The 24,736-nt window shown below is 62.1% G+C and carries 28 protein-coding genes; 16 read left to right on the top strand and 12 right to left on the bottom strand.

Going from position 1 to position 24,736, the window contains the following annotated elements; translation table 11 throughout:
* The first annotated feature begins 262 nt into the window (after positions 1-262).
* Positions 263-1,147, top strand: a complete 885-nt coding sequence (locus HV782_RS25960) for a sugar nucleotide-binding protein (protein ID WP_123463735.1) — start codon at positions 263-265, stop codon at positions 1,145-1,147.
* Entirely contained in the window at positions 1,140-2,072 is a 933-nt protein-coding gene (locus tag HV782_RS25955; RefSeq protein ID WP_128614493.1) for an NAD-dependent epimerase/dehydratase family protein, read from the top strand. Before HV782_RS25960 ends, HV782_RS25955 begins: the two co-directional genes overlap by 8 nt.
* 357 nt (positions 2,073-2,429) lie before the next feature.
* Here the strand turns inward: HV782_RS25955 and HV782_RS25950 are convergent, their stop codons facing one another.
* From HV782_RS25950 to HV782_RS25930, 5 genes are all read right to left on the bottom strand, one after another.
* Positions 2,430-3,128 carry an OmpW/AlkL family protein gene (locus tag HV782_RS25950; protein WP_007910962.1) on the bottom strand — a complete coding sequence of 233 codons (699 nt, stop codon included), beginning with the start codon at positions 3,126-3,128 and terminating at the stop codon, positions 2,430-2,432.
* Between the two features lie 248 nt (positions 3,129-3,376).
* Complete coding sequence (locus tag HV782_RS25945; RefSeq protein ID WP_123464141.1) at positions 3,377-3,895, bottom strand: DUF3299 domain-containing protein; 519 nt, start codon at positions 3,893-3,895, stop codon at positions 3,377-3,379.
* A gap of 11 nt (positions 3,896-3,906) precedes the next feature.
* Entirely contained in the window at positions 3,907-5,172 is a 1,266-nt protein-coding gene (locus HV782_RS25940) for an ABC transporter permease (protein ID WP_123463740.1), read from the bottom strand.
* Between the two features lies 1 nt (position 5,173).
* Positions 5,174-5,884 carry an ABC transporter ATP-binding protein gene (locus HV782_RS25935; RefSeq protein ID WP_123463742.1) on the bottom strand — a complete coding sequence of 237 codons (711 nt, stop codon included), beginning with the start codon at positions 5,882-5,884 and terminating at the stop codon, positions 5,174-5,176.
* A gap of 140 nt (positions 5,885-6,024) precedes the next feature.
* Complete coding sequence (locus HV782_RS25930) at positions 6,025-6,618, bottom strand: DUF2796 domain-containing protein (RefSeq protein WP_186746102.1); 594 nt, start codon at positions 6,616-6,618, stop codon at positions 6,025-6,027.
* A 135-nt stretch (positions 6,619-6,753) separates the two neighbouring features.
* On the opposite strand from HV782_RS25930, the gene HV782_RS25925 reads away from it, so the two are divergent.
* Positions 6,754-7,107: a hypothetical protein gene (locus tag HV782_RS25925; RefSeq protein ID WP_123463746.1), complete on the top strand. Its 354-nt coding sequence runs from the start codon at positions 6,754-6,756 to the stop codon at positions 7,105-7,107.
* 87 nt (positions 7,108-7,194) lie between these two features.
* Here the strand turns inward: HV782_RS25925 and trxA are convergent, their stop codons facing one another.
* The 3 genes from trxA to HV782_RS25910 all read right to left on the bottom strand — a co-directional run bounded on the left by trxA (position 7,195) and on the right by HV782_RS25910 (position 9,338).
* Entirely contained in the window at positions 7,195-8,067 is an 873-nt protein-coding gene (gene trxA / locus HV782_RS25920; RefSeq protein ID WP_123463748.1) for a thioredoxin, read from the bottom strand.
* A 156-nt stretch (positions 8,068-8,223) separates the two neighbouring features.
* On the bottom strand, positions 8,224-8,877 hold the full coding sequence (locus HV782_RS25915; protein ID WP_186746104.1) for a class I SAM-dependent methyltransferase: 654 nt from the start codon (positions 8,875-8,877) through the stop codon (positions 8,224-8,226).
* The gene (locus HV782_RS25910; protein WP_158956861.1) at positions 8,874-9,338 is read right to left on the bottom strand and encodes a YbaY family lipoprotein; all 465 of its coding nucleotides are present in this window, start codon (positions 9,336-9,338) and stop codon (positions 8,874-8,876) included. Before HV782_RS25910 ends, HV782_RS25915 begins: the two co-directional genes overlap by 4 nt.
* A gap of 128 nt (positions 9,339-9,466) precedes the next feature.
* On the opposite strand from HV782_RS25910, the gene nrdR reads away from it, so the two are divergent.
* The 12 genes from nrdR to HV782_RS25850 all read left to right on the top strand — a co-directional run bounded on the left by nrdR (position 9,467) and on the right by HV782_RS25850 (position 18,297).
* A complete protein-coding gene (gene nrdR, locus HV782_RS25905; protein WP_003228656.1) occupies positions 9,467-9,931 on the top strand; it encodes a transcriptional regulator NrdR in 465 nt (154 codons plus the stop codon).
* Positions 9,928-11,061 (top strand): bifunctional diaminohydroxyphosphoribosylaminopyrimidine deaminase/5-amino-6-(5-phosphoribosylamino)uracil reductase RibD, encoded by a 1,134-nt coding sequence (gene ribD / locus HV782_RS25900; protein ID WP_186746106.1) that lies wholly within the window; start codon positions 9,928-9,930, stop codon positions 11,059-11,061. The genes nrdR and ribD overlap by 4 nt, the downstream gene beginning before the upstream one ends.
* Positions 11,062-11,108: 47 nt before the next feature.
* Complete coding sequence (locus HV782_RS25895; protein ID WP_186746108.1) at positions 11,109-11,774, top strand: riboflavin synthase; 666 nt, start codon at positions 11,109-11,111, stop codon at positions 11,772-11,774.
* A 16-nt stretch (positions 11,775-11,790) separates the two neighbouring features.
* Positions 11,791-12,882 (top strand): bifunctional 3,4-dihydroxy-2-butanone-4-phosphate synthase/GTP cyclohydrolase II, encoded by a 1,092-nt coding sequence (gene ribBA, locus HV782_RS25890; RefSeq protein ID WP_123463756.1) that lies wholly within the window; start codon positions 11,791-11,793, stop codon positions 12,880-12,882.
* Between the two features lie 91 nt (positions 12,883-12,973).
* Positions 12,974-13,450 carry a 6,7-dimethyl-8-ribityllumazine synthase gene (ribH, locus tag HV782_RS25885; RefSeq protein ID WP_003228649.1) on the top strand — a complete coding sequence of 159 codons (477 nt, stop codon included), beginning with the start codon at positions 12,974-12,976 and terminating at the stop codon, positions 13,448-13,450.
* Entirely contained in the window at positions 13,447-13,947 is a 501-nt protein-coding gene (gene nusB / locus HV782_RS25880) for a transcription antitermination factor NusB (protein ID WP_123448286.1), read from the top strand. The genes ribH and nusB overlap by 4 nt, the downstream gene beginning before the upstream one ends.
* Positions 13,948-13,974: 27 nt before the next feature.
* Positions 13,975-14,940 carry a thiamine-phosphate kinase gene (thiL, locus tag HV782_RS25875; protein ID WP_186746109.1) on the top strand — a complete coding sequence of 322 codons (966 nt, stop codon included), beginning with the start codon at positions 13,975-13,977 and terminating at the stop codon, positions 14,938-14,940.
* Positions 14,937-15,440, top strand: coding sequence for a phosphatidylglycerophosphatase A family protein (locus HV782_RS25870; protein ID WP_003228639.1), 504 nt, complete (start codon positions 14,937-14,939; stop codon positions 15,438-15,440). Before thiL ends, HV782_RS25870 begins: the two co-directional genes overlap by 4 nt.
* 34 nt (positions 15,441-15,474) lie before the next feature.
* A complete protein-coding gene (locus HV782_RS25865) occupies positions 15,475-16,212 on the top strand; it encodes a substrate-binding periplasmic protein (protein WP_123463760.1) in 738 nt (245 codons plus the stop codon).
* A gap of 251 nt (positions 16,213-16,463) precedes the next feature.
* Complete coding sequence (ribA, locus tag HV782_RS25860) at positions 16,464-17,081, top strand: GTP cyclohydrolase II (protein WP_123463762.1); 618 nt, start codon at positions 16,464-16,466, stop codon at positions 17,079-17,081.
* Positions 17,078-17,497, top strand: coding sequence for an MFS transporter (locus HV782_RS25855; protein ID WP_186746110.1), 420 nt, complete (start codon positions 17,078-17,080; stop codon positions 17,495-17,497). The genes ribA and HV782_RS25855 overlap by 4 nt, the downstream gene beginning before the upstream one ends.
* Positions 17,497-18,297 carry a cobalamin-binding protein gene (locus HV782_RS25850; protein WP_186746111.1) on the top strand — a complete coding sequence of 267 codons (801 nt, stop codon included), beginning with the start codon at positions 17,497-17,499 and terminating at the stop codon, positions 18,295-18,297. The genes HV782_RS25855 and HV782_RS25850 overlap by 1 nt, the downstream gene beginning before the upstream one ends.
* Before the next feature lie 15 nt (positions 18,298-18,312).
* Here HV782_RS25850 and HV782_RS25845 read toward each other — a convergent pair whose 3' ends face one another.
* The 4 genes from HV782_RS25845 to HV782_RS25830 form a co-directional block, all read right to left on the bottom strand.
* Positions 18,313-20,196 carry a TonB-dependent receptor domain-containing protein gene (locus tag HV782_RS25845; RefSeq protein ID WP_186746112.1) on the bottom strand — a complete coding sequence of 628 codons (1,884 nt, stop codon included), beginning with the start codon at positions 20,194-20,196 and terminating at the stop codon, positions 18,313-18,315.
* 163 nt (positions 20,197-20,359) lie between these two features.
* Positions 20,360-22,258, bottom strand: coding sequence for a 1-deoxy-D-xylulose-5-phosphate synthase (gene dxs / locus HV782_RS25840; protein WP_186746113.1), 1,899 nt, complete (start codon positions 22,256-22,258; stop codon positions 20,360-20,362).
* A 91-nt stretch (positions 22,259-22,349) separates the two neighbouring features.
* The gene (gene ispA / locus HV782_RS25835; protein WP_123463771.1) at positions 22,350-23,237 is read right to left on the bottom strand and encodes a (2E,6E)-farnesyl diphosphate synthase; all 888 of its coding nucleotides are present in this window, start codon (positions 23,235-23,237) and stop codon (positions 22,350-22,352) included.
* Positions 23,234-23,476: an exodeoxyribonuclease VII small subunit gene (locus tag HV782_RS25830; protein WP_003228627.1), complete on the bottom strand. Its 243-nt coding sequence runs from the start codon at positions 23,474-23,476 to the stop codon at positions 23,234-23,236. The genes ispA and HV782_RS25830 overlap by 4 nt, the downstream gene beginning before the upstream one ends.
* A gap of 465 nt (positions 23,477-23,941) precedes the next feature.
* Here HV782_RS25830 and HV782_RS25825 point away from each other — a divergent pair, with 465 nt between their 5' ends.
* A complete protein-coding gene (locus HV782_RS25825) occupies positions 23,942-24,733 on the top strand; it encodes a YfaP family protein (protein ID WP_186746114.1) in 792 nt (263 codons plus the stop codon).
* The last annotated feature ends 3 nt before the right edge of the window (positions 24,734-24,736 follow it).

The raw sequence follows: 24,736 nt of genomic DNA, 5'->3' as shown, positions 1-24,736 counted from the left end.
GGCGACTGCAAGATGCAAGTACCGCCGGGATCTGCGCGGATCTTCAGGGCCACAGGGATCGCGGCGCACACCCAGACTGTGGGAGCTGGCTGGCCGGCGATGAGGCCAGTGGCCATGGCACAAATCCCGGCGATCTACACTTTACGGATGACGGTTGCGCACTAAACCCGCAAAATGCAACGATTCCGGCAATTATCGACGACGGTTCCACAAGTCCCGTCGCTAAAGCCATCGTTCCAATCAGACTGGGCCTGCTGACTCTATGCGAATGCGCCTTATGTTACTGGGCGGCGGAAATGCCCTTGGGCAGGCGCTGATTCGCCTCGGTGCGGAGGAAGACATCGGTTTCCTCGCCCCCCGCCCGCCAGAAGACGGCTGGGATGCCGCGAGCCTGACACAACTGCTCGACGACACCCGTCCCGATGCATTGATCAACCTCGCCTACTATTTCGACTGGTTCCAGGCCGAAACCGTCAGCGAAAGCCGTATGGCCGGGCAGGAACGCGCCATCGAGCGGCTGGCCGAACTGTGCCAGCACCACAACATCATCCTTGTGCAGCCGTCCAGTTATCGGGTGTTCGACGGTTCGCGCGCCACCGCATACAGCGAAAAGGATGAACCGGTGCCGCTGGGGCTGCGCGGTCAGGCCTTGTGGCGGATCGAACAAAGTGTGCGCGCCACGTGCCCGCAACACGTTTTGCTACGATTTGGCTGGTTGCTCGATGACAGCCCCGACGGCACTCTCGGGCGCTTCCTTGCTCGCGCCGAACAGCCGGAAGAACTGTTGCTGGCCGACGATCGTCGGGGTAATCCGACACCGGTGGATGACGCTGCGCGGGTGATCATTTCCGTGCTCAAGCAACTCGATTGCGCGGCGCCGCTGTGGGGTACTTATCACTACGCCGGCCATGAAGCGACCACACCGCTGGCGCTGGGCCAGGCAATTCTGACCGAAGCACGCAGCCTGCATGCCCTGGCCATCGAAGCGCCGACCGCCCAGGCCCACGCCGCGCGTCCGGATGCCGCCGAGGAGCCGCAACACGCGGTGCTCGCCTGCAAAAAAATTCTGCACACCTTCGGGATCAAGCCGCGCGCCTGGCGCGCCGCGCTCCCGGCCTTACTGGATAGGTTTTACCGTCATGGCTGAAGGGACTGTTTTAATCACGGGTGGAGCCGGGTTCATCGGCTCGCACCTGACCGACGCCTTGCTCGCCCACGGGTATTCGGTACGAGTGCTCGACGACCTGTCGACCGGCAAGCGCAGCAATTTGCCGCTGGATAACCCCAGGGTTGAACTGATTGTCGGCGACGTGGCCGATGCGGCGCTGGTCGCCCGGGCGATGCAAGGTTGCAGTGCCGTTGCCCACCTGGCGGCCGTGGCCTCGGTGCAGGCGTCGGTGGATGATCCGGTGAAGACGCATCAGAGCAACTTCATCGGCACCCTGAACGTTTGCGAAGCCATGCGCCTGGCCGGGGTCAAACGCGTGCTGTACGCCTCCAGTGCGGCGGTATACGGCAACAACGGCGAGGGCGAGTCGATCAATGAAGACACGCCCAAAGCCCCGCTGACGCCGTACGCCTCCGACAAACTGGCGGGCGAACACTATTTCGATTTCTATCGTCGCCAGCATGGTCTGGAGCCGGTGGTGTTCCGCTTCTTCAACATCTTCGGCCCGCGACAGGACCCGTCCTCACCGTACTCCGGGGTCATCAGCATTTTCAGCGAACGTGCGCAGAAAGGCCTGCCCATCACCGTGTTTGGCGATGGCGAGCAGACGCGCGATTTTCTTTATGTCGAAGACCTGGTCGAGCTGCTGGTACAGGCGATCGAAAAGCCTGAAGTGGCAGTCGGTGCGGTCAACGTCGGCTGGAATCAGTCGATGAGCCTCAAGCAGATGCTTGACGCCCTGCAGGCGGTGGTTGGGGAGCTGCCGCCGATCAGCTACGGCCCGGCGCGCTCCGGTGATATCCGCCACTCGCGAGCGAACAATGCTCGCTTGCTGGAGCGCTTCAAGATGCCGCAGCAGACGCCGATGAGCGTGGGGTTGGCACGGTTGCTCGGTCGCTCCTGAAAAGCGCCCCTCACCCTAACCCTCTCCCATAGGGAGAGGGGACTGACCGATGCGGTCTTTCGAGTTACGCCGACGTGGGATACCGAGTCGAGCGCAGGTTTGAAGAACATACCAATCGGCTCCCTTTCCCTCGGGAGAGGGCTGGGGTGAGGGGGAGATCCAGCTCACGCCAGAGGTTTCCAGCGGACATGAAAAAGGCGCCCTTTGACAGGCGCCTTTTTCACGGCCGGAATAATCTCGCTATCCCTGTGGCAAGGGGATGTTGTCCCCCGATCAACTGCGTGCGGTCGCCGTCAGTTCAATGCCTGCTCACCACCAAGCCTCATTCACCACCACGTGAACGTTCGATAACTCGACTTAGAACTTATAGCCCAAACCCACCATGTAGATGAATGGATCGACATCCACGTTCACCCGTGCGCGTGTGCCCGGCGCCACCGCGTTGTTCTCGACGGTGGCACGGGTGTCGATGTCGATGTAACGCACTTGGGCGTTGAGCATGATGTTGTCGGTCAGCATGTAGTCGGCGCCGACCTGCCAGGCCAGACCCCAAGAGTTTTTCGCCTTGAAGTTGCTGAAGCCATTGGCGCTGGCTTCGCTGCCGACGTGCTCGTCATAGATCCAGGTGTAGTTGATGCCGCCGCCGACATAGGGCTGGAACGGCGACTTCGAATCCAGCGGGTAGTAGACAACGCTGAGGGTCGGCGGCAAGTGTTTCAGGGTGCCGAGTTTGCCGTTGGCCGCAGGCAATGCAGTGCCTTTGAGCTTCACGTCATGTTCAAACGGAGTGGCCGCCAGCAACTCGAGACCGACGTGGTCGGTGAGCATGTAGGCGAAGTTCAGGCCCAGTTGGGTGTCGCTGCTCATGGTCGCCTTGCCGCCCAGATTGGTGCCGCTCAACGGACCCTGATCGACCTTGACGCTGGAGCTGTCGGCCTTCGGGTTGACGGTGATCGCACCGGCGCGGATGAGGATGTCGCCGGCTTCGTGGGCGTGGGCGAGCGGGGCTGCGAGCGCGAGGGCAAACAGCGAGGCGCTGAGCAAGGACTTGTTCATGGGAGCTCCAAAAGGACGTTAAAAATGTCTGATGTCCTATGGTATGAAGCCAACTGATACGGTCTTTTGACTCAGCTCAATGAAACAGTGAAGGGGCGGGTTTTTGCGGAACCTTTGAAGGCTCATTCGCGAGCAAGCTCGCTCCCACACTGATCGAGTCGACCACAAAATTTATGGTCACCACCGAAACCTGTGGGAGCGAGCTTGCTCGCGAAGGGGTCATTGCAACAGCACAAAACTACCGGGAATTACTCCGGCAGCTCATACACATAAATCTTGTCGGCATCCATCTGATACCCGGCATCCGCCAGTTCACTGCTCGAGGCCTTGACCTGCAACGGTCCCTCGACCCAATACGGCTGATACAGCTCATCGAGCTTCACGCCCAACTCGCTTTTCACATGCACGATCTGGTTCGACGGCGGTGGCGGCACATGGATGCACGCGCCGAAATATGGCACCAGCAGGAAGTCCGTGGTGCGTCCTTCTTCATTGACTTCCAGTGGCACGATATAACCCGGCAAACGAATGTTCTGCCCGTCGAGTGCCTGCACCACCGGCGCATTCGGCATGTCCTGCTTGGCCGCAGGCGCAGACTCGGCGGACAGCGCATCACTCATCTTCGACAGGTCGTGCAGAGGCGTCATGTTCGGCACTTCCGGCGCGGCGTCCGGCGGAATCATCTCCGACCAGGTCAGGTCTTTCGGCGCCGCTGCCCACACGGGCAGGGCAACCAGCAACAGCAGCGCAAGCACGGCGCGGGGCATGGTGAACATCCTCATAAACGGATCGACAGGCCATCAGCCAGGGATTGGCGATAGGCGCGCCAGGCCGGCACGCTGCCCATCAGCAGCGCAGCCGCCAGAATGCCACCGAGCAGCGTCCATTCATACTCGCTCGGCCACGCCAGCGGCAGATACAGTCCGTAATTGGCCTGCACATAACCCTGTGCCGCAGCGATGCCGATGTATAGCAGCGCGAGTCCGGCGATTACCCCGGTCAGCGCCAGGGCGAAGGCCTCCAGCACCAGCAGGCTTGCGATGTGCCACGGTCGTGCACCGACCGAGCGCAGAATCGCCATCTCCCGGCGACGTTCGTTAAGGCTGGTGAGAATCGCCGTGAGCATGCCGATCAACCCGGTCAGCACGACGAACAACGAGACCACGAACAGCGCTTTTTCAGCGGTGCTCATCAGGCTCCACAACTCCTGCAAGGCCACGCCCGGGAGGATCGCCAGCATCGGCTCGCCACGGTATTCGTTGATCTCGCGTTGCAGGGCGAAGGTGGAAATCTTGCTGTTGAGGCCGAGCATGAACGCAGTGATCGCCTGTGGTGTCAGGTCCATGTTGCGCGCCTGATCCGCCGTGATGCGCCCGTCGCCGCGCGCCGGCACACCGTTGTGCCAGTCGATGTGAATCGCCTCCATACCGCCGAGGCTGATGTGCAGTGTGCGATCGACCGGGGTGCCGGTGCGCTTGAGAATGCCGACCACGGTGAATGGTTTGTCGTCGTGCTTGACCAGGCTGATTGCCGCCACGCCGTGGGCCAGCACCAGTTTGTCGCCAAGCTTGTAATGCAACGCTTCGGCGACTTCGGCACCGAGCACCACTTCAAAAGGATCGGTCGCAAATGCACGACCGTCGGCCAGGGCCAGGTGTTGCTGGCGGCCGTACTGGTAATGCTCGAAATACGCTTCGGTGGTGCCCATCACCCGATAACCGCGATGCGAGTCGCCGAGGGACATCGGGATCGCCCATTTCACTTTCGGGTTGCTGGCGAAGTGTTCGAAGCTGTCCCAGCGGATATTGTTGGTCGCGTTGCCGATGCGGAACACCGAGTACAACAGCAGGTTCACCGAGCCGGAGCGGGCGCCGACGATCAGATCGGTGCCGCTGATGGTGCTGGCGAAACTCGCTTTGGCTTCGGTGCGCACGCGCTCGACGGCGAGCAGCAGGCACACCGACAGGGCAATGGCGAACGCGGTGAGCAGGGCGGTGAAGCGGCGGTTGGCCAGGCTGGCCATGGCCAGACGAAACAGATACATCTCAGACCTCGGCAGACGTGGCGGCGCGATTGAGTTCGGCCAGGGACAGGTGACGGTCGAACAGCGGCGCCAGGCTCTGGTCGTGGCTGACGAACAACAGGCTCGAGCCGGCCTCGCGGCATTCGGCGAACAACAGACGAATGAAGTTTTCCCGGGCGTCGTAATCCAGTGCCGAGGTCGGTTCATCGGCGATCACCAGTTCCGGTTGACCGATCAAGGCGCGGGCCGCAGCGACCCGTTGCTGCTGGCCGATCGACAGCGAGTCGGCGCGGCGGCCGAGGATGCTTTCGTCTTTCAGACCCAGGTGCGCGAGCAATGTGGCAGCGGCTTGATCGACGCTGCCGTGACGTTGCTTCGCCCGCTGCGCACGCAGCTTGGAGAAGTGGCAGGGCAGTTCGACGTTCTCGCGCACCGAGAGAAACGGCAGCAGGTTGAACTGCTGGAAGATGTAGCCGGTGTGGTCGACGCGAAACGTATCGCGGGCGCCGGCGGAGAGCTCGGTCAGCTCCTGGCCGAGCAGACGAATGCTGCCGCGACCGGGCTTTTGCACGCCACCGAGCAGGCCGAGCAGGGTGGTCTTGCCGCTGCCGCTGGGGCCTTTGAGGAACAGGGTTTCACCGGCTTCCAGACGAAACGCCGGAATGTCCAGCAATGGCGGGTGACCGGGCCAGTTGAAGCCCAGGTCGGACAGTTCGATAAGTGCTTGGGTCATGGCACCAGTTTCATGAGGTGAACGCATAACCCCTGTGGGAGCGAGCTTGCTCGCGAAAGCGGTAGATCAGTCAATCCAGAGGCGCCTGACGAATCGCATTCGCGAGCAAGCTCGCTCCCACAAGGGTGTTTCGGTGAGGCTTAGAATTTCAGCGCGGCAGCCTTGGCCGTCACTTCAGTACCTTGCTGGCCGCTGGCGCTGATCAGTTGTACCTGAATTTTCTGGGTGGCCGGGAAGGTATTGAAAATGTTCGCCAGGTCCAGGGTCTTCAGTGCCCCCGGCGTGGCGCAGCTGAACTGATAGTGCGCGTGGATTTCGCTGTGGTCGTGGTGATGTTCATGCCCGTCCTTGTCCGCTTCATCGTCGTCGTGATCGTCGGCATCCGGCTTGTCGCCGAACAGCGGGCTTTCCAGTTCCTGACTGACGACTTTGCAACCGGCAGCGGCGGGCAGGTTGAACAGAGCCAGCGGGTTTTCCAGTTTCGTGCGAGCAGCCACGACCTTGGCCTTGTCGGCGTCACTGGTGGCGGCGTGTTCGAAACCGACCAGGTTCATCGCCGGGCTTTCCAGCTCCAGCTCCAGAGTCTGGCCGTCGAGTGCGGCATTCAGACGGCCGACGCCATGTTCATGCGCACCGAGGCTGCCGTGTTCATGATCGTGGTCATGCTCATCAGCCGCGTGGGCAATGGCCAGCGGCAACAGGGCAAACGGCAAAGCGAGCAGCAGACGACGCATGGCGGTCTCCAGGAAGTAAAGTGAAGAGTTTGTTATGTAATCTTATAACGAAAGTCCGCAGAGTTTGCCCGTGCGCTTGGCGTTGCACAAGTCCCGTGGGAGCATGCAGCTCAGAAATGTGCGGGAGCGAACTCAATGGTGCGGATACGCGGAACCGTCGGCGAGGTGCCGGTGGACTTGACGGTGGAACTGGATGACAGCGATTGGGCGCGGCTCGGATCAGCCCTGAATGTGCCGGCGCCGGCTCAGCCGGAAATGGCGGCAGCGCCAGCAGCGAAACCGCTGAACCAGGACGAGGCGCTGTGGCAGGTGGCGAAAGATTTGTTGCGCAAGGCCGGGCAACTCAGCGGTCCGGATTTGCTTGATCAACTGGAAGGGCTGACCGGTAGCGCAGCGGCGGGCAAGCGCTTGCTGGTGCGCCTGCGCCATAGTTCGCAGGTGAAAGTGGTCAGTGGCGGGGATACGCCGCTCTACAGCTGGATAGAGTAGACCGCAAAGGATCGCAGCCTGCGGCAGCTCCTGCAGGGTGAATGCCAATCCCATGCAGGAGCTGTCGCAGGCTGCGGTCTTTTGATCTCAATAAAGCGCCGCAAACACCTTGCGACGGTACGCAGTCACCAGCGGGTGATCGTTGCCCAGCAACTCGAACACCTGCAGCAACGTCTTGTGCGGCAATCCTTCGCCATAGCTGCGGTTGCGGATAAACAACTTCAGCAAGGCCTCCAGCGCTGCCTCATATTGCTGGCGCGCCAGTTGCTGAATCGCCAGTTGATACACCGCTTCGTCGTCTTGCGGGTTCTGTGCCAGGCGCGCCTTGAGGTCGGCAGCGTCCGGTAGATCGCGAGCCAGCCCAAGAAACTTGATCTGCGCCTTGGCCCCGGCCAGCGCCGCCTTGTGCTCGTCACTCTTGACGGCGTCGAGCACGGTTTGCGCTTCGTCCAGCTCGCCGCGTTCGGTCAGGCAGCGCGCGTAGAGAATCAGCGCCTTGGCGTTAGTGTTGTCTTCAGTGAGCAGGACCACCAGCGCCGCTTCGGCATCGGCATAACGCCCGTCATCGAACAACGCCTGAGCCTGTTCGAACGGATCGGCGGCGGCCGGCGGCGGCATCTGCACGTGCGGTTCGAGCAGGGCGCGCACGGCGGATTCCGGCTGCGCGCCGGCAAAACCGTCCACCGGTTGACCGTCCTTGAACAGCACCACGGTCGGCAGGCTGCGAATACCGAAACGGGCAACGATGTCCTGTTCGATGTCGCAGTTGACCTTGGCCAGCAGCAGTTCGCCCTGATAGCTCTCGGCGATGCCTTGCAGCATCGGCATCAATGCCTTGCACGGCGCACACCACTCGGCCCAGAAATCCACCAGCACCGGTTTATTGAAGGAAGCTTCGATCACCGACTGGTCGAAATCGGCAGTCGTGGCGTCGAAGATGTACGGCGTTTGCTGACTCATGGGGGATCTCGTAAAAACGTGAATGGGGCAACTATACGGCTTGGCGGGGTGTGGCCGGAAGCGGTCAGCCTTTGAGAGGTGTGTTGCCTGACAGGACGCTTTCGCGAGCAGGGGATTTATGAACTGTGGGAGCGAGCCTGCTCGCGAAGCTTTTAGCTAACGTCGCGCATGGTAGAGGCTGACATGTCTGAATTCTTCGGGCTCCGCCAGGTCCGGCAACGTCATCGCCTCTAGCATTTCAATCCGCTCATACAACGGATGCCGAAAATCCCGAACCCGCGAATCCGCCACCAACGCTTCCCGACCACGACTTAAAAACGCATCGAGCAGCGGCAGATTCGCCCGGTCGTACAACACGTCCGCCACCAGAATCAGATCAAACCGATCGGCCTCGGCAAAGAAATCTGTCGAATAGCTCATCTCGACATTATTCAGCGCGGCATTCGCCCGGCACGCGGAGATCGCCAGCGGATCGAGATCGCAAGCCACCACTTCCAGCGCTCCGGCCTTGACCGCCGCGATTCCGGCAATCCCGGAACCGGCGCCGAAATCCAGCACGCGCTTGCCGCGCACCCACTGTGGAAACTCCGCCAGATAACGCGCCACTGCCAGACCGCTGGCCCAGCAGAACCCCCAATAGGGTGGCTCGTGCAGAATTCGCTGGATTTCTTCCTGACTGAATTCGCGATCCATGTTGTCGCCGTCGATCAGCCACAACTGCAAATCGGTGTCCGGCAACGCACAGACCTTGAGTCTGGCGTCGCCGAGCAACCCACCTAACGCCTGTTGCAGGTCGAGCGGTGCATTCATGGTGCTTTGACAAATTGCAGCTGACCCAGCGCCTGAGTCGTTGGCTGGGTGATGGTTTGCGACGGCAGATGCAAAATCAACTGGCCGGACTGGCTGGCGCGGCCACGCAGTTCAACCCGCGCACCGGCAGGGAAGGCGTCCGGGTTGAAGCGCAGGCGGAACGGCAGGATCTGGTTGTTGCCGATCAGGCTGGAACTGGCGAGCAGTTGTTGTGGGCGATCCTTTGCATCGATCACCAGCAGCGCCAGCTCGACTTCGGCACCGGCCGGAACACCCTGAAGGGTGCCGCTCAGTTCCCGTTGATAGGCCGGCAGCGGGCCAAGTTCGGCAGCCTCTTTGGCTTTTTTCTGCGCTTGCTGCGGCGCCGGGCCGGGCGTTGGCGGCTGCGGCTTGGGTGCATCGCTGCCACAGGCCACCAGCAGGCTGAAAAGACTGAGCAAAACGAGCGGACGTAACGGCATTGGATGCTCCAGCAAAATGAAATCCATGGATCAAACGATCATGCCGTTCTGTATACCGCAAAGCCTATGGCTTGTCTTGCCACCGGGATGCGCTACCATGGCCCTCCCTTTTTTTGTTGCCAGCCACCATGCACTGTCCCTTCTGCGGTGCCAACGACACCAAGGTCATCGACTCCCGTCTGGTCGCCGAGGGCGAACAGGTGCGCCGCCGGCGTGAATGCCTGGCCTGCGGCGAACGTTTCACAACGTTCGAGACGGCCGAACTGGTGTTGCCGCGCCTGATCAAAACCGACGGCAGCCGCCAACCGTTCGACGAAGAAAAGCTGCGCGCCGGCATGCAACGCGCCCTGGAGAAACGTCCGGTGAGCGTCGAGCGCCTCGAATCTTCTCTGGTCCACATCAAGCACAAGCTGCGCGCCACCGGCGAGCGCGAGGTCAAATCCCTCGTGGTCGGCGAACTGGTGATGGCCGAGCTGCAAAAACTCGATGAAGTCGCCTACATCCGTTTCGCTTCGGTGTACCGGCGCTTCCAGGACCTCAACGAGTTCCGCGAAGAAATCGACCGCCTCGCCCGCGAACCGGTGAAAGAATGACCCGCGCCGCCGAGCAGGCCATCCTCGACGCGCACTTCATGGCTCGCGCGCTGGAACTGGCGCGCAAGGGCCACTACACCACCCATCCCAATCCACGGGTTGGCTGCGTGATCGTGCGTGACGGGCAAATTGTCGGCGAAGGCTTCCACGAGCGCGCCGGCGAACCCCATGCCGAAGTCCACGCCCTGCGCGCCGCCGGTGAACTGGCCCGCGGCGCGACGGCTTACGTCACCCTTGAACCGTGCAGCCATCACGGCCGCACGCCGCCGTGCGCCGACGCATTGGTGAATGCCGGGGTGGGCCGGGTGGTCGCAGCGATGCGTGATCCGAACCCGCAAGTTGCCGGGCGTGGCTTGCAGCGTCTGGCCGATGCCGGCATTGCCACTGAAAGCGGTGTGCTGGAAGCCGAGGCGCGCCTGCTCAATCAAGGTTTCCTGAAACGCATGGAACACGGCTTGCCGTTTGTGCGGGTCAAGCTGGCGATGAGTCTGGACGGTCGCACGGCGATGGACAGCGGCGAGAGCCAATGGATCACCGGCCCGGCCGCCCGTTCGGCGGTGCAGCGTCTGCGCGCTCAGGCCAGCGTGGTGCTGACCGGCGCCGACACCGTACTGGCTGACGGCGCTCGCCTGACCGTGCGCGCCGACGAGTTGGGCCTGGATGCCGGGCAAACCGCGTTGGCCATGAGCCGTCCGCCGCTGCGGGTGCTGATCGACGGGCGCCTGCGGGTGCCGCTCGATGCGCCGTTCTTCAAGGCCGGTCCGGCGCTGGTCGCCACGTGTATGGCGGTGGAAGAGCAGTACGCCAACGGCCCGGAATGCCTGATCGTGCCGGGTGATGACGGTCAGGTCGATCTGCATCAACTGCTCATCGAACTGGCCAACCGTGGCGTCAACGAGGTGCTGGTCGAGGCCGGCCCGCGTCTGGCGGGGGCGTTTGCCCAGCTCGGTCTGGTCGACGAATTCGTGATCTTCATCGCCGGCAAGTTCCTCGGCTCCACGGCGCGTCCGCTACTGGACTGGCCGCTGGCCTATATGAAGGACGCTCCCGAACTGAAAATCACCGAGATTCGCGCGGTTGGCGATGACTGGCGAGTCACTGCGACGCCGGTCCGTTCGGCGAGCGTATAATTCCCGGCCATCGCCTTAGCGCTGGCTTCGTTCTCAAGGAGAACCCCATGTTTACCGGCATCATCGAATCCATCGGCAGTATCCGTGCACTGACCCCCAAGGGCGGTGATGTACGGGTGCACGTCGAAACCGGCAAGCTCGACCTGAGCGACGTCAAACTCGGCGACAGCATCGCGGTCAACGGCGTGTGCCTGACTGCCGTTGAACTGCCGGGCAACGGCTTTGCCGCCGACGTCAGCCGTGAAACGCTGGACTGCACGGCCATGAACGACCTGAAAAGCGGCAGCCCGGTCAATCTGGAGAAAGCCCTGACCCCGACCACCCGTCTCGGTGGGCATCTGGTCAGCGGTCACGTCGACGGTGTCGGCGAAGTGGTCTCGCGCAGCGACAATGCCCGCGCCGTGGAATTTCGTATCCGTGCGCCGAAGGAACTGGCCAAGTACATCGCCCATAAAGGCTCTATCACCGTCGACGGCACCAGCCTGACCGTGAACGCGGTCGATGGCGCCGAATTTCTGCTGACGATCATTCCGCACACCCTGAGCGAAACCATCATGGCGTCCTACAAGCCAGGTCGCCGGGTGAACCTGGAAGTCGACTTGCTGGCGCGTTATCTGGAGCGCCTGTTGCTGGGTGACAAAGCCGCTGAGCCTGCATCGGGTGGCGCGATCACTGAAAGCTTTCTGGCCGCCAACGGCTATCTCAAATCCTGACTGAAGGGGGTGCCTTGTGGCGCTCAATAGCATCGAAGAACTGGTTGAAGACATCCGCCAAGGCAAGATGGTCATCCTCATGGATGACGAAGACCGCGAGAACGAAGGCGACCTGATCATGGCCGCCGAGTGCTGCAAGGCCGAGCACATCAACTTCATGGCCAAGCACGCCCGTGGCCTGATCTGCATGCCGATGAGCCGCGAGCGCTGCGAACTGTTGAAGCTGCCGCTGATGGCACCGCGCAACGGTTCCGGGTTCGGCACCAAGTTCACCGTGTCGATCGAAGCCGCCGAAGGCGTCACCACCGGTATCTCCGCCGCCGACCGTGCTCGCACCGTGCAAGCGGCTGCCGCCAAGGACGCCAAGGCCGAAGACATCGTCAGCCCGGGCCACATCTTCCCGCTGATGGCTCAGGCCGGTGGCACCCTGGCCCGCGCCGGCCACACCGAAGCAGCGTGCGACCTGGCACGCATGGCCGGTTTCGAGCCGAGCGGCGTGATCTGTGAAGTGATGAATGACGACGGCACCATGTCCCGTCGTGCCGAGCTGGAAGCGTTCGCCGCCGAACACAACATCAAGATCGGCACCATCGCCGACCTGATTCACTACCGGATGATCCACGAACGTACCGTTCAGCGGATTGCCGAGCAGCCACTGGACAGCGAACTGGGCCAATTCAACCTGGTGACCTATCGTGATTCGGTGGAAGGCGACGTGCACATGGCCCTCACCCTGGGCAATGTCTGCGCCGAAGAGCCGACCCTGGTTCGCGTGCACAACATGGACCCGCTGCGCGACCTGCTGATGGTCAAGCAACCGGGCCGCTGGAGCCTGCGCGCCGCGATGGCTGCGGTTGCCGAGGCCGGCAGCGGTGTAGTGTTGTTGCTTGGTCACCCGCTCGATGGCGACGTGCTGCTGGCACATATCCGTGAAACCGGTGAGCAGGCAGCGCCGAAAAAACCGACCACTTACAGCATCGTCGGTGCCGGTTCGCAGATCCTGCGTGACCTCGGTGTGCGCAAAATGCGCCTGATGTCTGCGCCAATGAAATTTAATGCGATATCCGGTTTCGATCTGGAAGTTGTAGAATACGTGCCCTCCGAATAATGACCGGTTGTTTCCGGTCTCCGATTCGCGGCAAATAAATCACTGAGGGACGCGTAGCAGACGCGTCCCGGCTCTTTAAGAGAACTGACGAATGACCCTGAAGACCATCGAAGGTACCTTCATCGCCCCTAAAGGCCGCTACGCTCTGGTAGTGGGCCGTTTCAACAGCTTCGTCGTTGAAAGCCTGGTCAGCGGTGCAGTTGATGCCCTGGTTCGCCATGGCGTGAGCGAAAGCGACATCACCATCATCCGCGCACCTGGCGCCTTCGAAATCCCGCTGGTTGCGCAGAAAGTCGCCCAGAAAGGTGAGTTCGCAGCCATCATCGCCCTCGGCGCGGTCATTCGTGGCGGCACCCCGCACTTCGAATACGTGGCAGGCGAGTGCACCAAGGGCCTGGCCCAGGTGTCCATGGAGTTCGGCGTTCCGGTCGCGTTCGGCGTCCTGACCGTGGATTCCATCGAGCAAGCCATCGAACGTTCCGGCACCAAAGCCGGTAACAAAGGTGCCGAAGCTGCCCTGTCCGCTCTGGAAATGGTCAGCCTGCTGGCGCAGTTGGAGGCCAAGTGATTAGCGACGAAAGCGATCGTTTCAACCCGCGCGATCCGAAACCTGCGGATGCCGGCAAGCCCTCGAAAAGCGTCAAGCGTCGCGAAGCCCGTCAGCTCGCGACCCAGGCGCTGTACCAGTGGCACATGGCCAAGCAATCGCTGAACGAGATCGAAGCGCAGTTTCGCGTTGATAACGATTTCACCGATGTCGACGGTGCTTACTTCCGCGAAATCCTCCACGGGGTTCCGCAGTTCAAGACCGAAATCGACAACGCCCTGACGCCGTGCCTGGATCTGGCGATCGAAGAGCTGGACCCGGTTGAACTGGCCGTGTTGCGCCTGTCGACCTGGGAACTGCTCAAGCGCGTCGACGTGCCGTATCGCGTTGTGATCAACGAAGGTATCGAGCTGGCGAAAGTCTTCGGTTCGACCGACGGCCACAAGTTCGTCAACGGCGTGCTCGACAAGCTGGCCCCGCGCCTGCGTGAAGCTGAAGTGAAGGCGTTCAAGCGCTAACCCGCGCTTGAACTCTTTGTCTCAGCCATGGGCGAGTTTGAGCTGATCCGCAATTTCTTCGCCGCCGCGCCTTGTGCGCAGGGCGGCGAGGGCGTTGCACTGGGGATCGGCGACGACTGCGCCTTGCTGGCGGTTCCCCCGGGGGAACAGCTGGCGATTTCTACCGATACGCTGGTGGCCGGTGTGCATTTCGCCGACCCCTGCGATCCGTTTCTGCTCGGTCAGCGCTCGCTGGCCGTTGCGGTCAGCGATCTGGCCGCCATGGGCGCCACGCCCGTTGCCTTTACCCTCGCCCTGACTGTACCGACGGTGACCGCCGATTGGCTGCAAGCCTATGCCGGCGGCTTGAACCGCATGGCGCAAAGCTGCGGCGTCGTGCTGGTGGGCGGCGATACCACGCGCGGGCCGTTGAGTCTGACGGTCACTGTGTTCGGGCGTGTTCCGGCCGGTCAGGCGTTGACCCGCAGCGGTGCGCAGCCGGGAGATCTGTTGTGTGTCGGCGGTGAGCTGGGCAATGCCGCCGGCGCCTTGCCGTTGGTGCTGGGCCAGCGTGAAGCCGAACCGCATATCGCCCAGCCGCTGCTCGATCACTACTGGTCGCCGCAGCCGCAACTCGCCCTCGGACAGGCCCTGCGCGGCAAGGCCCGTTCAGCGCTGGACATCTCCGATGGCTTGCTCGCCGACTGTGGCCACATTGCCCTGGCCTCGAAGGTGCGGCTCGAGATTGAACGCGAGCGCGTTCCGTTGTCGGATGCTCTAGTGGCATTTCTAGGCCAGCGCGGCGCCGAGCGTGCGGCGTTGAGTGGTGGCGATGATTATGTGCTGGCCTTCACCCTGCCGTCCGTCGAGTTGCCGGCGCTGCTGGCCGACGGCTGGCCGATCCATGTGATCGGCCGTGTCAGTGAAGGGCAGGGCGTGGCGTTGCTGGATCGCGAAGGACACGACATCACCCCGCAAATCCGGGGCTATCAACATTTTCAGGAGACACCGTGACAGATCACCCGAAGCAGGTTCCGGCCGAATTCGTGCCGCCATCGGTCTGGCGCAATCCCTGGCATTTCCTCGCGTTCGGCTTCGGTTCGGGCACTTTGCCGAAAGCACCGGGCACGTGGGGCTCGTTAGTTGCGCTACCCTTTATCCCGTTGTGGCAGATGTTGCCCGACTGGGGTTACTGGCTGATGCTCGGGATCACCATGCTGTTCGGCTTCTGGCTGTGCGGCAAGGTCGCCGACGATCTGCGGGTACACGATCACGAAGGTATCGTCTGGGACGAGATGGTCGGGATGTGGATCACCCTGTGGCTGGTGCCGGAAGGCTGGTACTGGTTGCTGGCCGGTTTCCTGATGTTCCGTTTCTTCGACATTCTCAAGCCGTGGCCGATTCGCTGGATCGACCGGCATGTCCACGGTGGCGTCGGGATCATGCTCGATGACGTGCTGGCCGGCGTGTTTGCCTGGCTGGCGATGCAAGGACTGGTATGGATTTTCGCCTGATCCGGAGAGTCCGGGTTCAGTGAGGAGACTAAGGATGGCGCGACGCTGGCTGGCGCTGGTTTTTCTGATCTTGCTGGGCACTGTCGCCAGTGCTCAGGAAGCCGCGCACGCGCCGTCGGTCATCCACCTGGCCAGCGAAGACTGGGAAGACTACACCGCCGCCGACGGTCATGGCCTGGGCTGGGACGTGCTGCGCAAGGTGTTCGAACCTGCCGGGGTGAAGCTCGACATTCGCAGCGAGCCCTACACTCGCTCGGTCGGTCTGGCAGAGCGCGGTGAAGTCGACGCGTGCGTCGGCTCCTATCATGACGAGGCCAGCGACCTGCTGTACCCGCGCTGGAATTTTGATACCGACCACATCTATGCCCTGGGGCTTGCGAGCAACCCGCCGCCGACCCCCGAGACACTCGGCAGCTATCGACTGGCCTGGGTGCGTGGTTATGACTATCAGAAATACCTGCCCAATGTGCGCAACTACAATGAAGTCATCCGGCGTACCGGCATCCTGTCGATGCTCACCCACAACCGCGCCGACTACTACATCGACGCACTGACCGAAATCGATTACGTGCTTGGCCGGGCCAGGGATCCGGCGCAGTTTCGCAAGACCCACATCGCCGAGTTGCCGCTGTACCTGTGCTTCGCCGACACGCCGCAGGCGCGCACGTTGCTGGCACTGTTCGACAGGCGCATGGAGCAGTTGGTGAACAGTGGTGAGCTGAAACCGATTTTCGAGAAGTGGAAGCAGCCGTATCCGTTCGAGGCAAATTGAACGCGATTGACCGGCTGATAAAGAGTTTTGTCGGAGCTGGCTTGCCAGCGATAGCGTTGGCTCAGTAACCACAATGGCGGCAGATACGCCATCGCTGGCAAGCCAGCTCCCACAGGTAAAGAAATGTTGGGGGCGGTGTTATCAACCTTTTTGATCGTTATGCCCGATAATTCAGCCTAAGCGTCTGCAGGAACCTGCTGTTACAATGCCCGCCTGCGAATTTTCAGACTCTTCAGATCAGGAGCACACCGGTGCCTGTCGTCTTTGTCGCCGCTTCCAAGCTGCCCACGCCTTTTGCGCAATTCACCATGCACGGTTTTCTCGATGAAAGCACCGGGCGCGAGCACGTTGTGCTGAGCCTGGGTGACATTGCCGACGGTGCCCCGGTACTCGGCCGTTTGCACTCCGAATGCCTGACCGGCGACGCCTTGTTCAGCCAGCGTTGCGACTGCGGCTCGCAACTGGAAGGCGCGCTCAAGGCCATCGCCCGTGAAGGTCGTGGCGTGTTGCTGTACCTGCGTCAGGAAGGCCGTGGCATCGGGCTGCTGAACAAGATTCGCGCCTATGAATTGCAGGACGGCGGCGCCGACACCGTTGAAGCCAACGAGCGCCTGGGCTTTGCTGCCGACCAGCGCGACTACGCCATGTGCCTGCCGATGCTCGAGCATCTGGGCGTGAAGTCGCTGCGCCTGATGACCAACAACCCGCGCAAGGTCAAAGCCTTGACCGACATGGGCATCACCGTTGCCGAGCGCGTGCCGCTGCACACTGGGCACAACCCGCACAACAAGCTGTACCTGGCAACCAAGGCCAGCAAACTCGACCACATGATGGGCAACGAGCATCAGGGCGAGGTCGATCGCGCGTGACGAGGGGGCAGGTACGACGCCGATTGGCGGTCGACTGGTGGAAATACCTGGCGCTGGCGTTGCTGCCGCTGTTCGTACTCAACCTGCTGTTCGGTCAGGGTGAGGGCCTTCTGCCGGTGTTGGCGATGCCGTTCTTTATCGCGGGCGTCGCTTCGATGTTTGTCAGCCTGAAGTTTTTTGGCCGCTACAAACATGCGCTGATCGCCACGCAAAAAGCCCTCGACACTGCCGAAGAGCCTGCTGCATGGATTGCCCTCGCGGCCCGCCGTCGTGCGGCGTTTCTTGTGGCCGCACTGCCGGCGTGGATCGGTGCACTGGCGGTGTTCGTTGGCCTCGAAGCGGTGCCGTTGATGCTGCTGGCATTGTCCACCGCCATACTGTTCTACCTCTATCGCATCCCGCGTCAACTCGGCTGATGCGCCGTCTGTGGCTGGCGGTTCTGCTGCTGGCCTGCGCCGGCCCGGTGCTGGCGAGCCTGCGGGTGGTCAGCCTCGCGCCTTCCCTGTCTGAAATCGTCGTTGAGCTGGATTCGGCTGATCTGCTGGTCGGCGTGCTCGATGCCGGCGAGCGTCCTGCGGCGCTCAAGGATGTCCCGTCAGTGGGCCGCTACGGTCAGCTCGACATGGAGCGCCTGCTCAGTTTGAAGCCCGATTTGCTGCTGTTGTGGCCCGGCAGTGTCGGCCCGGCGCAACGCGATCAGCTCAAACGCCTGAATATTCCGACTTATGTCGCCGAACCGCACACTCTTGAACAGCTGTCCGCGCAAATTGAAGCGATTGCCGCTCAACTGGGGCGACCTGAGCGAGGGGTGAAACTGGCGGCGCAGTTGCGCGCCAAACTCGAAGATCTGCGCCAACACTATCGCCGGGACGCGCCGCTGAAGGTGTTCTACCAAGTCTGGGACAAGCCGCTGTACACCGTCGGTGGCGGGCAGATCATCAGCGATGCGTTTGAGGTGTGTGGCGCGCGCAACGTGTTCGCCGACCTGAGCCTGCCGGCGCCGCAGGTCAGTATCGAGGCGGTGTTGCAGCGCAATCCCGAGGTGATTCTGGCCGGCGATCAGGCCCAGCTTGATGCCTGGAAAGCCTGGTCGCAGGTGGATGCGGTGGCGCGTGGGCAGTTGCTGTTGGTCACGGATAAGGGGCTGGAACGCCCGAGCGGGCAGATGATCGAGGCGACCGCCAAGCTTTGCCATCTCCTTCAGCCACAACGCTGATTTTTGTGGCGAGGTCTAGAGCCCCGGCGTCCAGGTCACCCCAAACACCCAGGCCCGACCTTCCTCGCGATAGCCATACTGGCTGCCGTCATAGCTGTACAGTGCACGGCTGTAACCCTTGTCCAGCAGGTTATCGACCTTCAAATCCAGTTTGATCTCGCGGTTCAGCGCCCAACTGCTCCGCAAGCCAATCAAGCCGTAGCCGCCCAATGACTGGGTGTTGTCCTTGTCGTCGTAGCTGCTGCTCACCGCCTGCCAACTGGCACCCAGACTCAGTCGATCGAACTGGCGATCCAGATCCCAACTCATCGTGCGCCGCGCGCGACGAGCCAGGGTGTGCCCGGTGTCGCGATCACGCGGGTCGATGATCGCCACGCCAAGGTTGCTCTGCCAGCCGAACAGCTCCTGCTTGAGCGCTGCTTCAAAGCCGTTGATTCGCGCCGAGGCGACGTTTTCAGGTGGTTTATTGTTGGCGGAGATAATCGCGTTCTTCAGATCCGTGCGATAGATCGAGGCCTCTAAGCGGCTGCTATCGCTCAACTGGCTGCGCCATTGCAGCTCATAGCTTTTCGAGGTTTCCGGTTTCAGGGCCGGGTTGCTGAAGTCCGGGTAATACAGGTCATTGAAGGTCGGCGCGCGGAAGCCTTCGCTGTAGCTGAGCAACAGATCGTTGTTCGGGTTCAGCGGCAGGGTAAAGGTGCCGCTCCAGGTGTTCTGGCCGCCGAACTGCTGGTTGTCATCGTGGCGCAGGCCGAGTTCCGTGGAAAAACTGTCGGCTTGGTACCGATGCTGGATGAACGCGGCGCGGTTCCAGCGGCTGTTCTCATCGAACGCGGTGCTGCTGTTGATCCGGTCTTCGTACCAGTCGCCGCCGAGGATCAGGCTGTTGCGGGCATCCAGGGTCAGGTCGTTCTGCCAGTTCACCGAATCGCGGTAGGTGTTGAACACCGTGCGCTCGTCGCTGAGCTTGTCGAGGGTTTTCTCGCGGTTTTCGGTGTGGCCGAACTCGACGCGGGTTTTCCAGGCGTCGTTGACTCGCGCATCGACGTAGCTGCTGACACTGCTGACATTGAAGTCGCTGTAGGGCTGCTGCTGCACCGACGCTAAGGTGCTTGTGTCGAAGCGGCCGAACGGATTGTCGAACTCGCTCTTTCCACGGTTATCCAGCAGATTGGCGCCGACTTCAATGTCATCGGTCAGCGCATGGCTGAGGCTCAGGCTGATGGACTTGTTGCGGTAGGCGTCGTGATCGCTGTCGCTGGGATAGGACTCGTGAGTGCGGTCGAGGCCGGCGGTCTCATCGAGACTGGCGCCAAGATTGAAACGGGTTTTCTCGTCACCGCCGGCAAGCCCCAGACTGCGTTCCCAGGTCTGATGGCTGCCGAAGCCCAGGTGCAGGCGCGGTTGCAGACTTTGCTCGGTGCCGCGTCGGGTGAAGATCTGGATCACCCCGCCAATCGCATCGCTGCCGTAAATCACTGAACGCGAACCACGCAGCACTTCAACACGCTCGATCTGGTCGATGTTCAGGTGCTGCAGGTTACTGTCGCCGGAAGTCGAACTGCCGATGCGCTGGCCGTCGACCAGCACCAGACTCTGCGCCGACTGCGTACCACGAATGTAGATCCCTGGCAGACTGCCGCGCCCTCCCGCCTGCGCCACTTGCACGCCCGGCACCCGTTGCAGCAGATCGGTGACGCTGCCCGGTTGCAGGCGGTCGATGTCTTCGCGAGTGAACACGGTATTGGCCGCGCTGCTGTCGTTGCGCGCTTCGACCTGGCGGTTGGCGGAGATCAGTGTGTCCGGCAGTTTCAGGGCTTCGTCGCGTTCGAAGGTCTCGGCGAAAGCGCTGGCGGTCGTCAGCAAGAGGAGGGGCAGGGCGAGGCACGAGCGGTTCATCGGTGATCCGTAGGTCTTTCAGGTGTACACAGATTTCGTAGCTGCACAAAACACTGTGGGAGCGGGCTTGCCCGCGAAAGCGTCGGCACAATCAACATGGATGCTGGATGTGCCAACCTCTTCGCGGGCAAGCCCGCTCCCACAGGGACGGTGTGTTAGCGGATTAGCGGTTGAGCAGTTGCAGACGCTCGCGGATCGCGGCCTCGATGCCGGCCTCGTCCAGCCCGCACTCTGCCAGCATTTGCGCAGGCTTCGCGTGCTCGACGTAGATGTCCGGCAAGCCCAGGTGCAGGATCGACTTGAGGATGTTTTCCCGCGCCAGGAACTCGCTGACCGCGCCACCGGCGCCGCCCATGATCGCGTTCTCTTCGATCGTCACCAGCAGCTCGTGGCCAGCGGCGATCTCGCGCACCAGTGCCTCATCCAGTGGCTTGACGAAGCGCATGTCGACCACGGTCGCATCCAGCTTCTCGGCGACTTTCAGGGCTTCGGTCAGTTGCACGCCGAACACCAGCAGAGCGACTTTACTGCCCTGACGACGGACGATGCCTTTGCCGATTTCGATCGGCTCGAGATCCTTGTCGATGGTCGCATTCGGGCCGGTGCCGCGCGGGTAACGCACTGCCGCCGGGCCGTTGTACAGGTGGCCGGTGGTGAGCATCTTGCGCAGTTCGTTTTCATCGCTCGGGGTCATGATGACCATGCCCGGGATGCAGCGCAGGTACGACAGGTCGAAGCTGCCGGCGTGAGTCGGGCCGTCTTCGCCCACCAGACCGGCGCGGTCGATGGCGAACAGCACGTCGAGGTTTTGCACCGCGACGTCATGCACCAACTGGTCGTAGCCGCGTTGCAGGAACGTCGAGTAGATCGCCACCACCGGTTTGGCGCCTTCGCAGGCCATGCCGGCGGCGAACGTCACGGCGTGCTGTTCGGCAATGGCCACGTCGAAGTAGCGCAGCGGGAAGCGTTCGCTGAACGCCACCAGGTCCGAGCCTTCCTTCATCGCCGGGGTGATCCCGACCAGACGCGGGTCAGCCGCCGCCATGTCACACAGCCATTCGCCGAACACCGCCGAATACTTTGGCCCGCTGGCCTTTTTCGGCGCAGCGGCCGGAGCATCCAGAGGTTCGAGTTTGGTGATCGCGTGGTAACCGATCGGATCGACTTCCGCCGGGGCGAAACCTTTGCCTTTCTTGGTGACGATGTGCAGGAACTGCGGGCCTTTCAGATCGCGCATGTTGCGCAGGGTGGCGATCAGGGTCGGCAGGTCGTGGCCGTCGATCGGGCCGATGTAGTTCCAGCCCAGCTCTTCGAACAGGGTGCCGGGAACCAGCATGCCCTTGGCGTATTCTTCGGTGCGACGGGCGATTTCCCAGGCACCGGGCAGGCGCGACAGGACTTTCTTGCTGCCCTCACGCATGCTCGCGTAGGTACGGCTGGAAAGAATCTTCGCCAGATAATTCGACAGCCCGCCAACGTTGCGCGAGATCGACATGTCGTTGTCGTTGAGGATCACCAGCATGTTGGCGTTCACTTCCGGCGCGTGGTTCAGCGCCTCGAAGGCCATGCCGGCGGTCAACGCGCCGTCGCCGATCACCGCGATCGCCTTGCGATCGCTGTTTTGCAGGCGGGCGGCAATCGCCATGCCCAGCGCGGCACTGATCGAGGTGCTGGAGTGGCCGACGCCAAAGGTGTCGTACTCGCTCTCGGCGCGACGCGGAAAGGCAGCGATGCCGTCCTTCTGGCGCAGGGTTTCCATGCGCTGGCGACGACCGGTGAGGATCTTGTGCGGATACGCCTGATGACCCACGTCCCACACCAGCCGGTCATCCGGGGTGTCGAACACGTAATGCAACGCGATGGTCAGCTCGATGACGCCCAGGCCTGCACCGAAATGCCCACCGGTCTGGCCGACCGTGTAGAGCAATTCCAGGCGCAACTCATCGGCCAGGGTTTCCAGCTCGGCTTCGCCTAACCGGCGCAGGCCGTCCGGCGTGTTCGCGCGGTCGAGCAGGGGCGTGGTCGGGCGCTTGCGGGGAATCTCATGAAACGTCGTGGGCATCAGGCGAATCGTTATAGGTATAAAAGATGCGGCAGTTTACCTGATGCATCGCCCCCTGCCCACGCGTTGGTCTTTTTTGGCTGATTCGCCGTCAGTTGCGCCGCTCGACGATATACCGGGCCAGCTCGCGCAAGGGCTCGGCTGCCGCGTCAAACGGTCGCAGGGCGTGCAGGGCCTGGTCGCGCAGTTCCAGGGCGTAGGCCTTGGCCGCGTCGAGACCGAGCAGGGCCGGGTAGGTCGGCTTGTCGCGCGCGATGTCGGCGCCCTGGCGTTTGCCGAGGGTTTCGGTATCGCTTTCGACGTCGAGGATGTCGTCCTGCACCTGGAAGGCCAGACCGATGGCCTGTGCATAAGTCTGCAGGGCCTTGAGTTCATCCGGTTCGGCACGGCCGCTGGCGAGGGCGCCGAGCTTGACGCTGACTTCGATCAGCGCCCCGGTTTTGTGCCGATGCATCTGTTCAAGGGCTTGCTGGTCGAGCTTCAGACCGACCGAACCGAGGTCGATGGCCTGACCGCCGACCATGCCCGCCGGGCCTGCCGCGTGCGCCAGCGCCGTGACCTGTTGCAGACGGATGTCGGCGTCGAGGTCGCTCAGGCGCGGGTCGAGCAGGGCGCTGAAGGCCAGGCTCTGCAAACCGTCACCGGCAAGGATCGCGCAGGCTTCGTCGAATTTCTTGTGGGTGGTGGGCTGGCCGCGACGCAGATCGTCGTCGTCCATCGCCGGCAAGTCGTCGTGCACCAGCGAATAGGCGTGAATCAATTCAACCGCGCAGGCTGCGCCATTGGCCTGCTCAGCCTTGCCGCCGAGCGCTTCGCACGCCGCATAGGCAAGCAGCGGCCGCACGCGTTTGCCGCCGTTCATCACGCTGTAGCGCATGGCTTCGTAGAGGCGTGCCAATTGCGGCAACGGGGCGTTGAACAGGGTTTCCAGTGCCGCATTGACCCTGGCCTGGCTGGTCGCCGAATACGCCGCAATCATTCTGGCTGTTCCGCGTCGAAGGGTTCCTCGGCGAGTTCGCCATCGCGCTCGAGCAGCACCTGCACTTTCTGCTCGGCCTGGGCCAGCGCTGCCTGGCAGTCACGGGTCAGGCCGATGCCCTGCTCGAAAGCGGTCAGCGAGTCTTCCAGCGACAATTCACCGTTCTCCAGACGCTCGACCAGTGTTTGCAGGTCGGCGAGGGACTGTTCGAAATCCAGTGCAGCTTTTTTGCGGGCCATGGCGGCAGTTTCCGGTTGACGTTAAACCGGCGCGACACTAGCAGATAGGGGGTTTATGGGCAAATGAGGTGCCCCGTCCAAAGCCGCGCACATAACCCTGTGGCGAGGGGATTTATCCCCGTTGGGTTGCGCAGCAACCCTGGAATCAGACAACCGATACTCTCAGGAAAATCGAAGTCGCCGGTTTTACGACTGCTGCGCAGCCGAGCGGGGATAAATCCCCTCGCCACAAAGTTAATGTGAAATGTCGGGGCTGAGGCGTATTCGGCTCACGCTCAACAAAACTGCGTGATTCCCACCGCAAATGCAGATGTATCCGATTGTTAAAAAACTGCCGAATCGCTAATCTTCGCGCCTTCTACGACCCGGCAGTCACGGGTCTTTCAGACGAAACGCAGTTTCCACCGCTGTGAAGTACCGAGGATCGGGTGCAAGGTTTCGTTCAGGCATGGCAGGAGGCATTACATGCGTTCATTTCTTTGGCTGCTGATTGGCCTGGCCTGCGCGCCTGCGCTGCTCGCGGCACCGAATGCTGAACTGTCGGAACCGTCCGGTGGCTGGCGTTACCACGGCCTGCTCGACCGCAGTGAAAACCCGCAAGTCGCTTACCCCACGCCGCCGATCGACCGTGGCATTCAGCGCAATCGCACGATGATTCAGGGCCAGCTCAAGGCCATCGGCAATCAGCGCGGGCCGCACACGCTGGCGGTGAACGGCAATCCATTGAATCTGTACACCGACGATGATGGGCGTTTCGCCCGGCCGTATGCGTTCGGCGCCGGCTCCAACAGTGTCGAAGTGCGCAGCGCCGAGGGCCAGTCGCTCAAGCGCGTGCAGTTCTATGAAGCGAACAACCTGCGCACCCCGGCGAAGATCCGCGTGGTACTGGGCTGGGACGATCCCAAGGCCGAACTCGATCTGCACATCATCACGCCGGACGGCCAGCATGCGTTCTTCGCCCACACGGCGCTGACCAACGGCGGCGGGCTCGATCCGGACGGCGTCGATGGCCCCGGCCCGGAAATGTTCACCATGACCGCGCCGCTGCATGGCACTTATCTGGTTTACGTCAACTATTGGGGCAACTTCGGCGACGGCGGCTATAACTTCGAGGAGGCGAGCAATCAGAACGAGGTCATCACCTCGCAGATCACGCTGGTGCTCAACGAAAACACGGTCGACGAAAAACGCGAAACATTCATCGTGCCCCTGCGGGCGATCGGTGATCTGCTGCTGGTCAAGACTTTCAACTATTAAGCA

Origin of the sequence: Pseudomonas monsensis, from assembly GCF_014268495.2 — a bacterium.
Classification (GTDB): domain Bacteria; phylum Pseudomonadota; class Gammaproteobacteria; order Pseudomonadales; family Pseudomonadaceae; genus Aquipseudomonas; species Aquipseudomonas monsensis.
The sequence above is the reverse complement of the archived record's forward strand: the minus strand, read 5'-3'. Positions and strand labels throughout refer to the sequence as shown.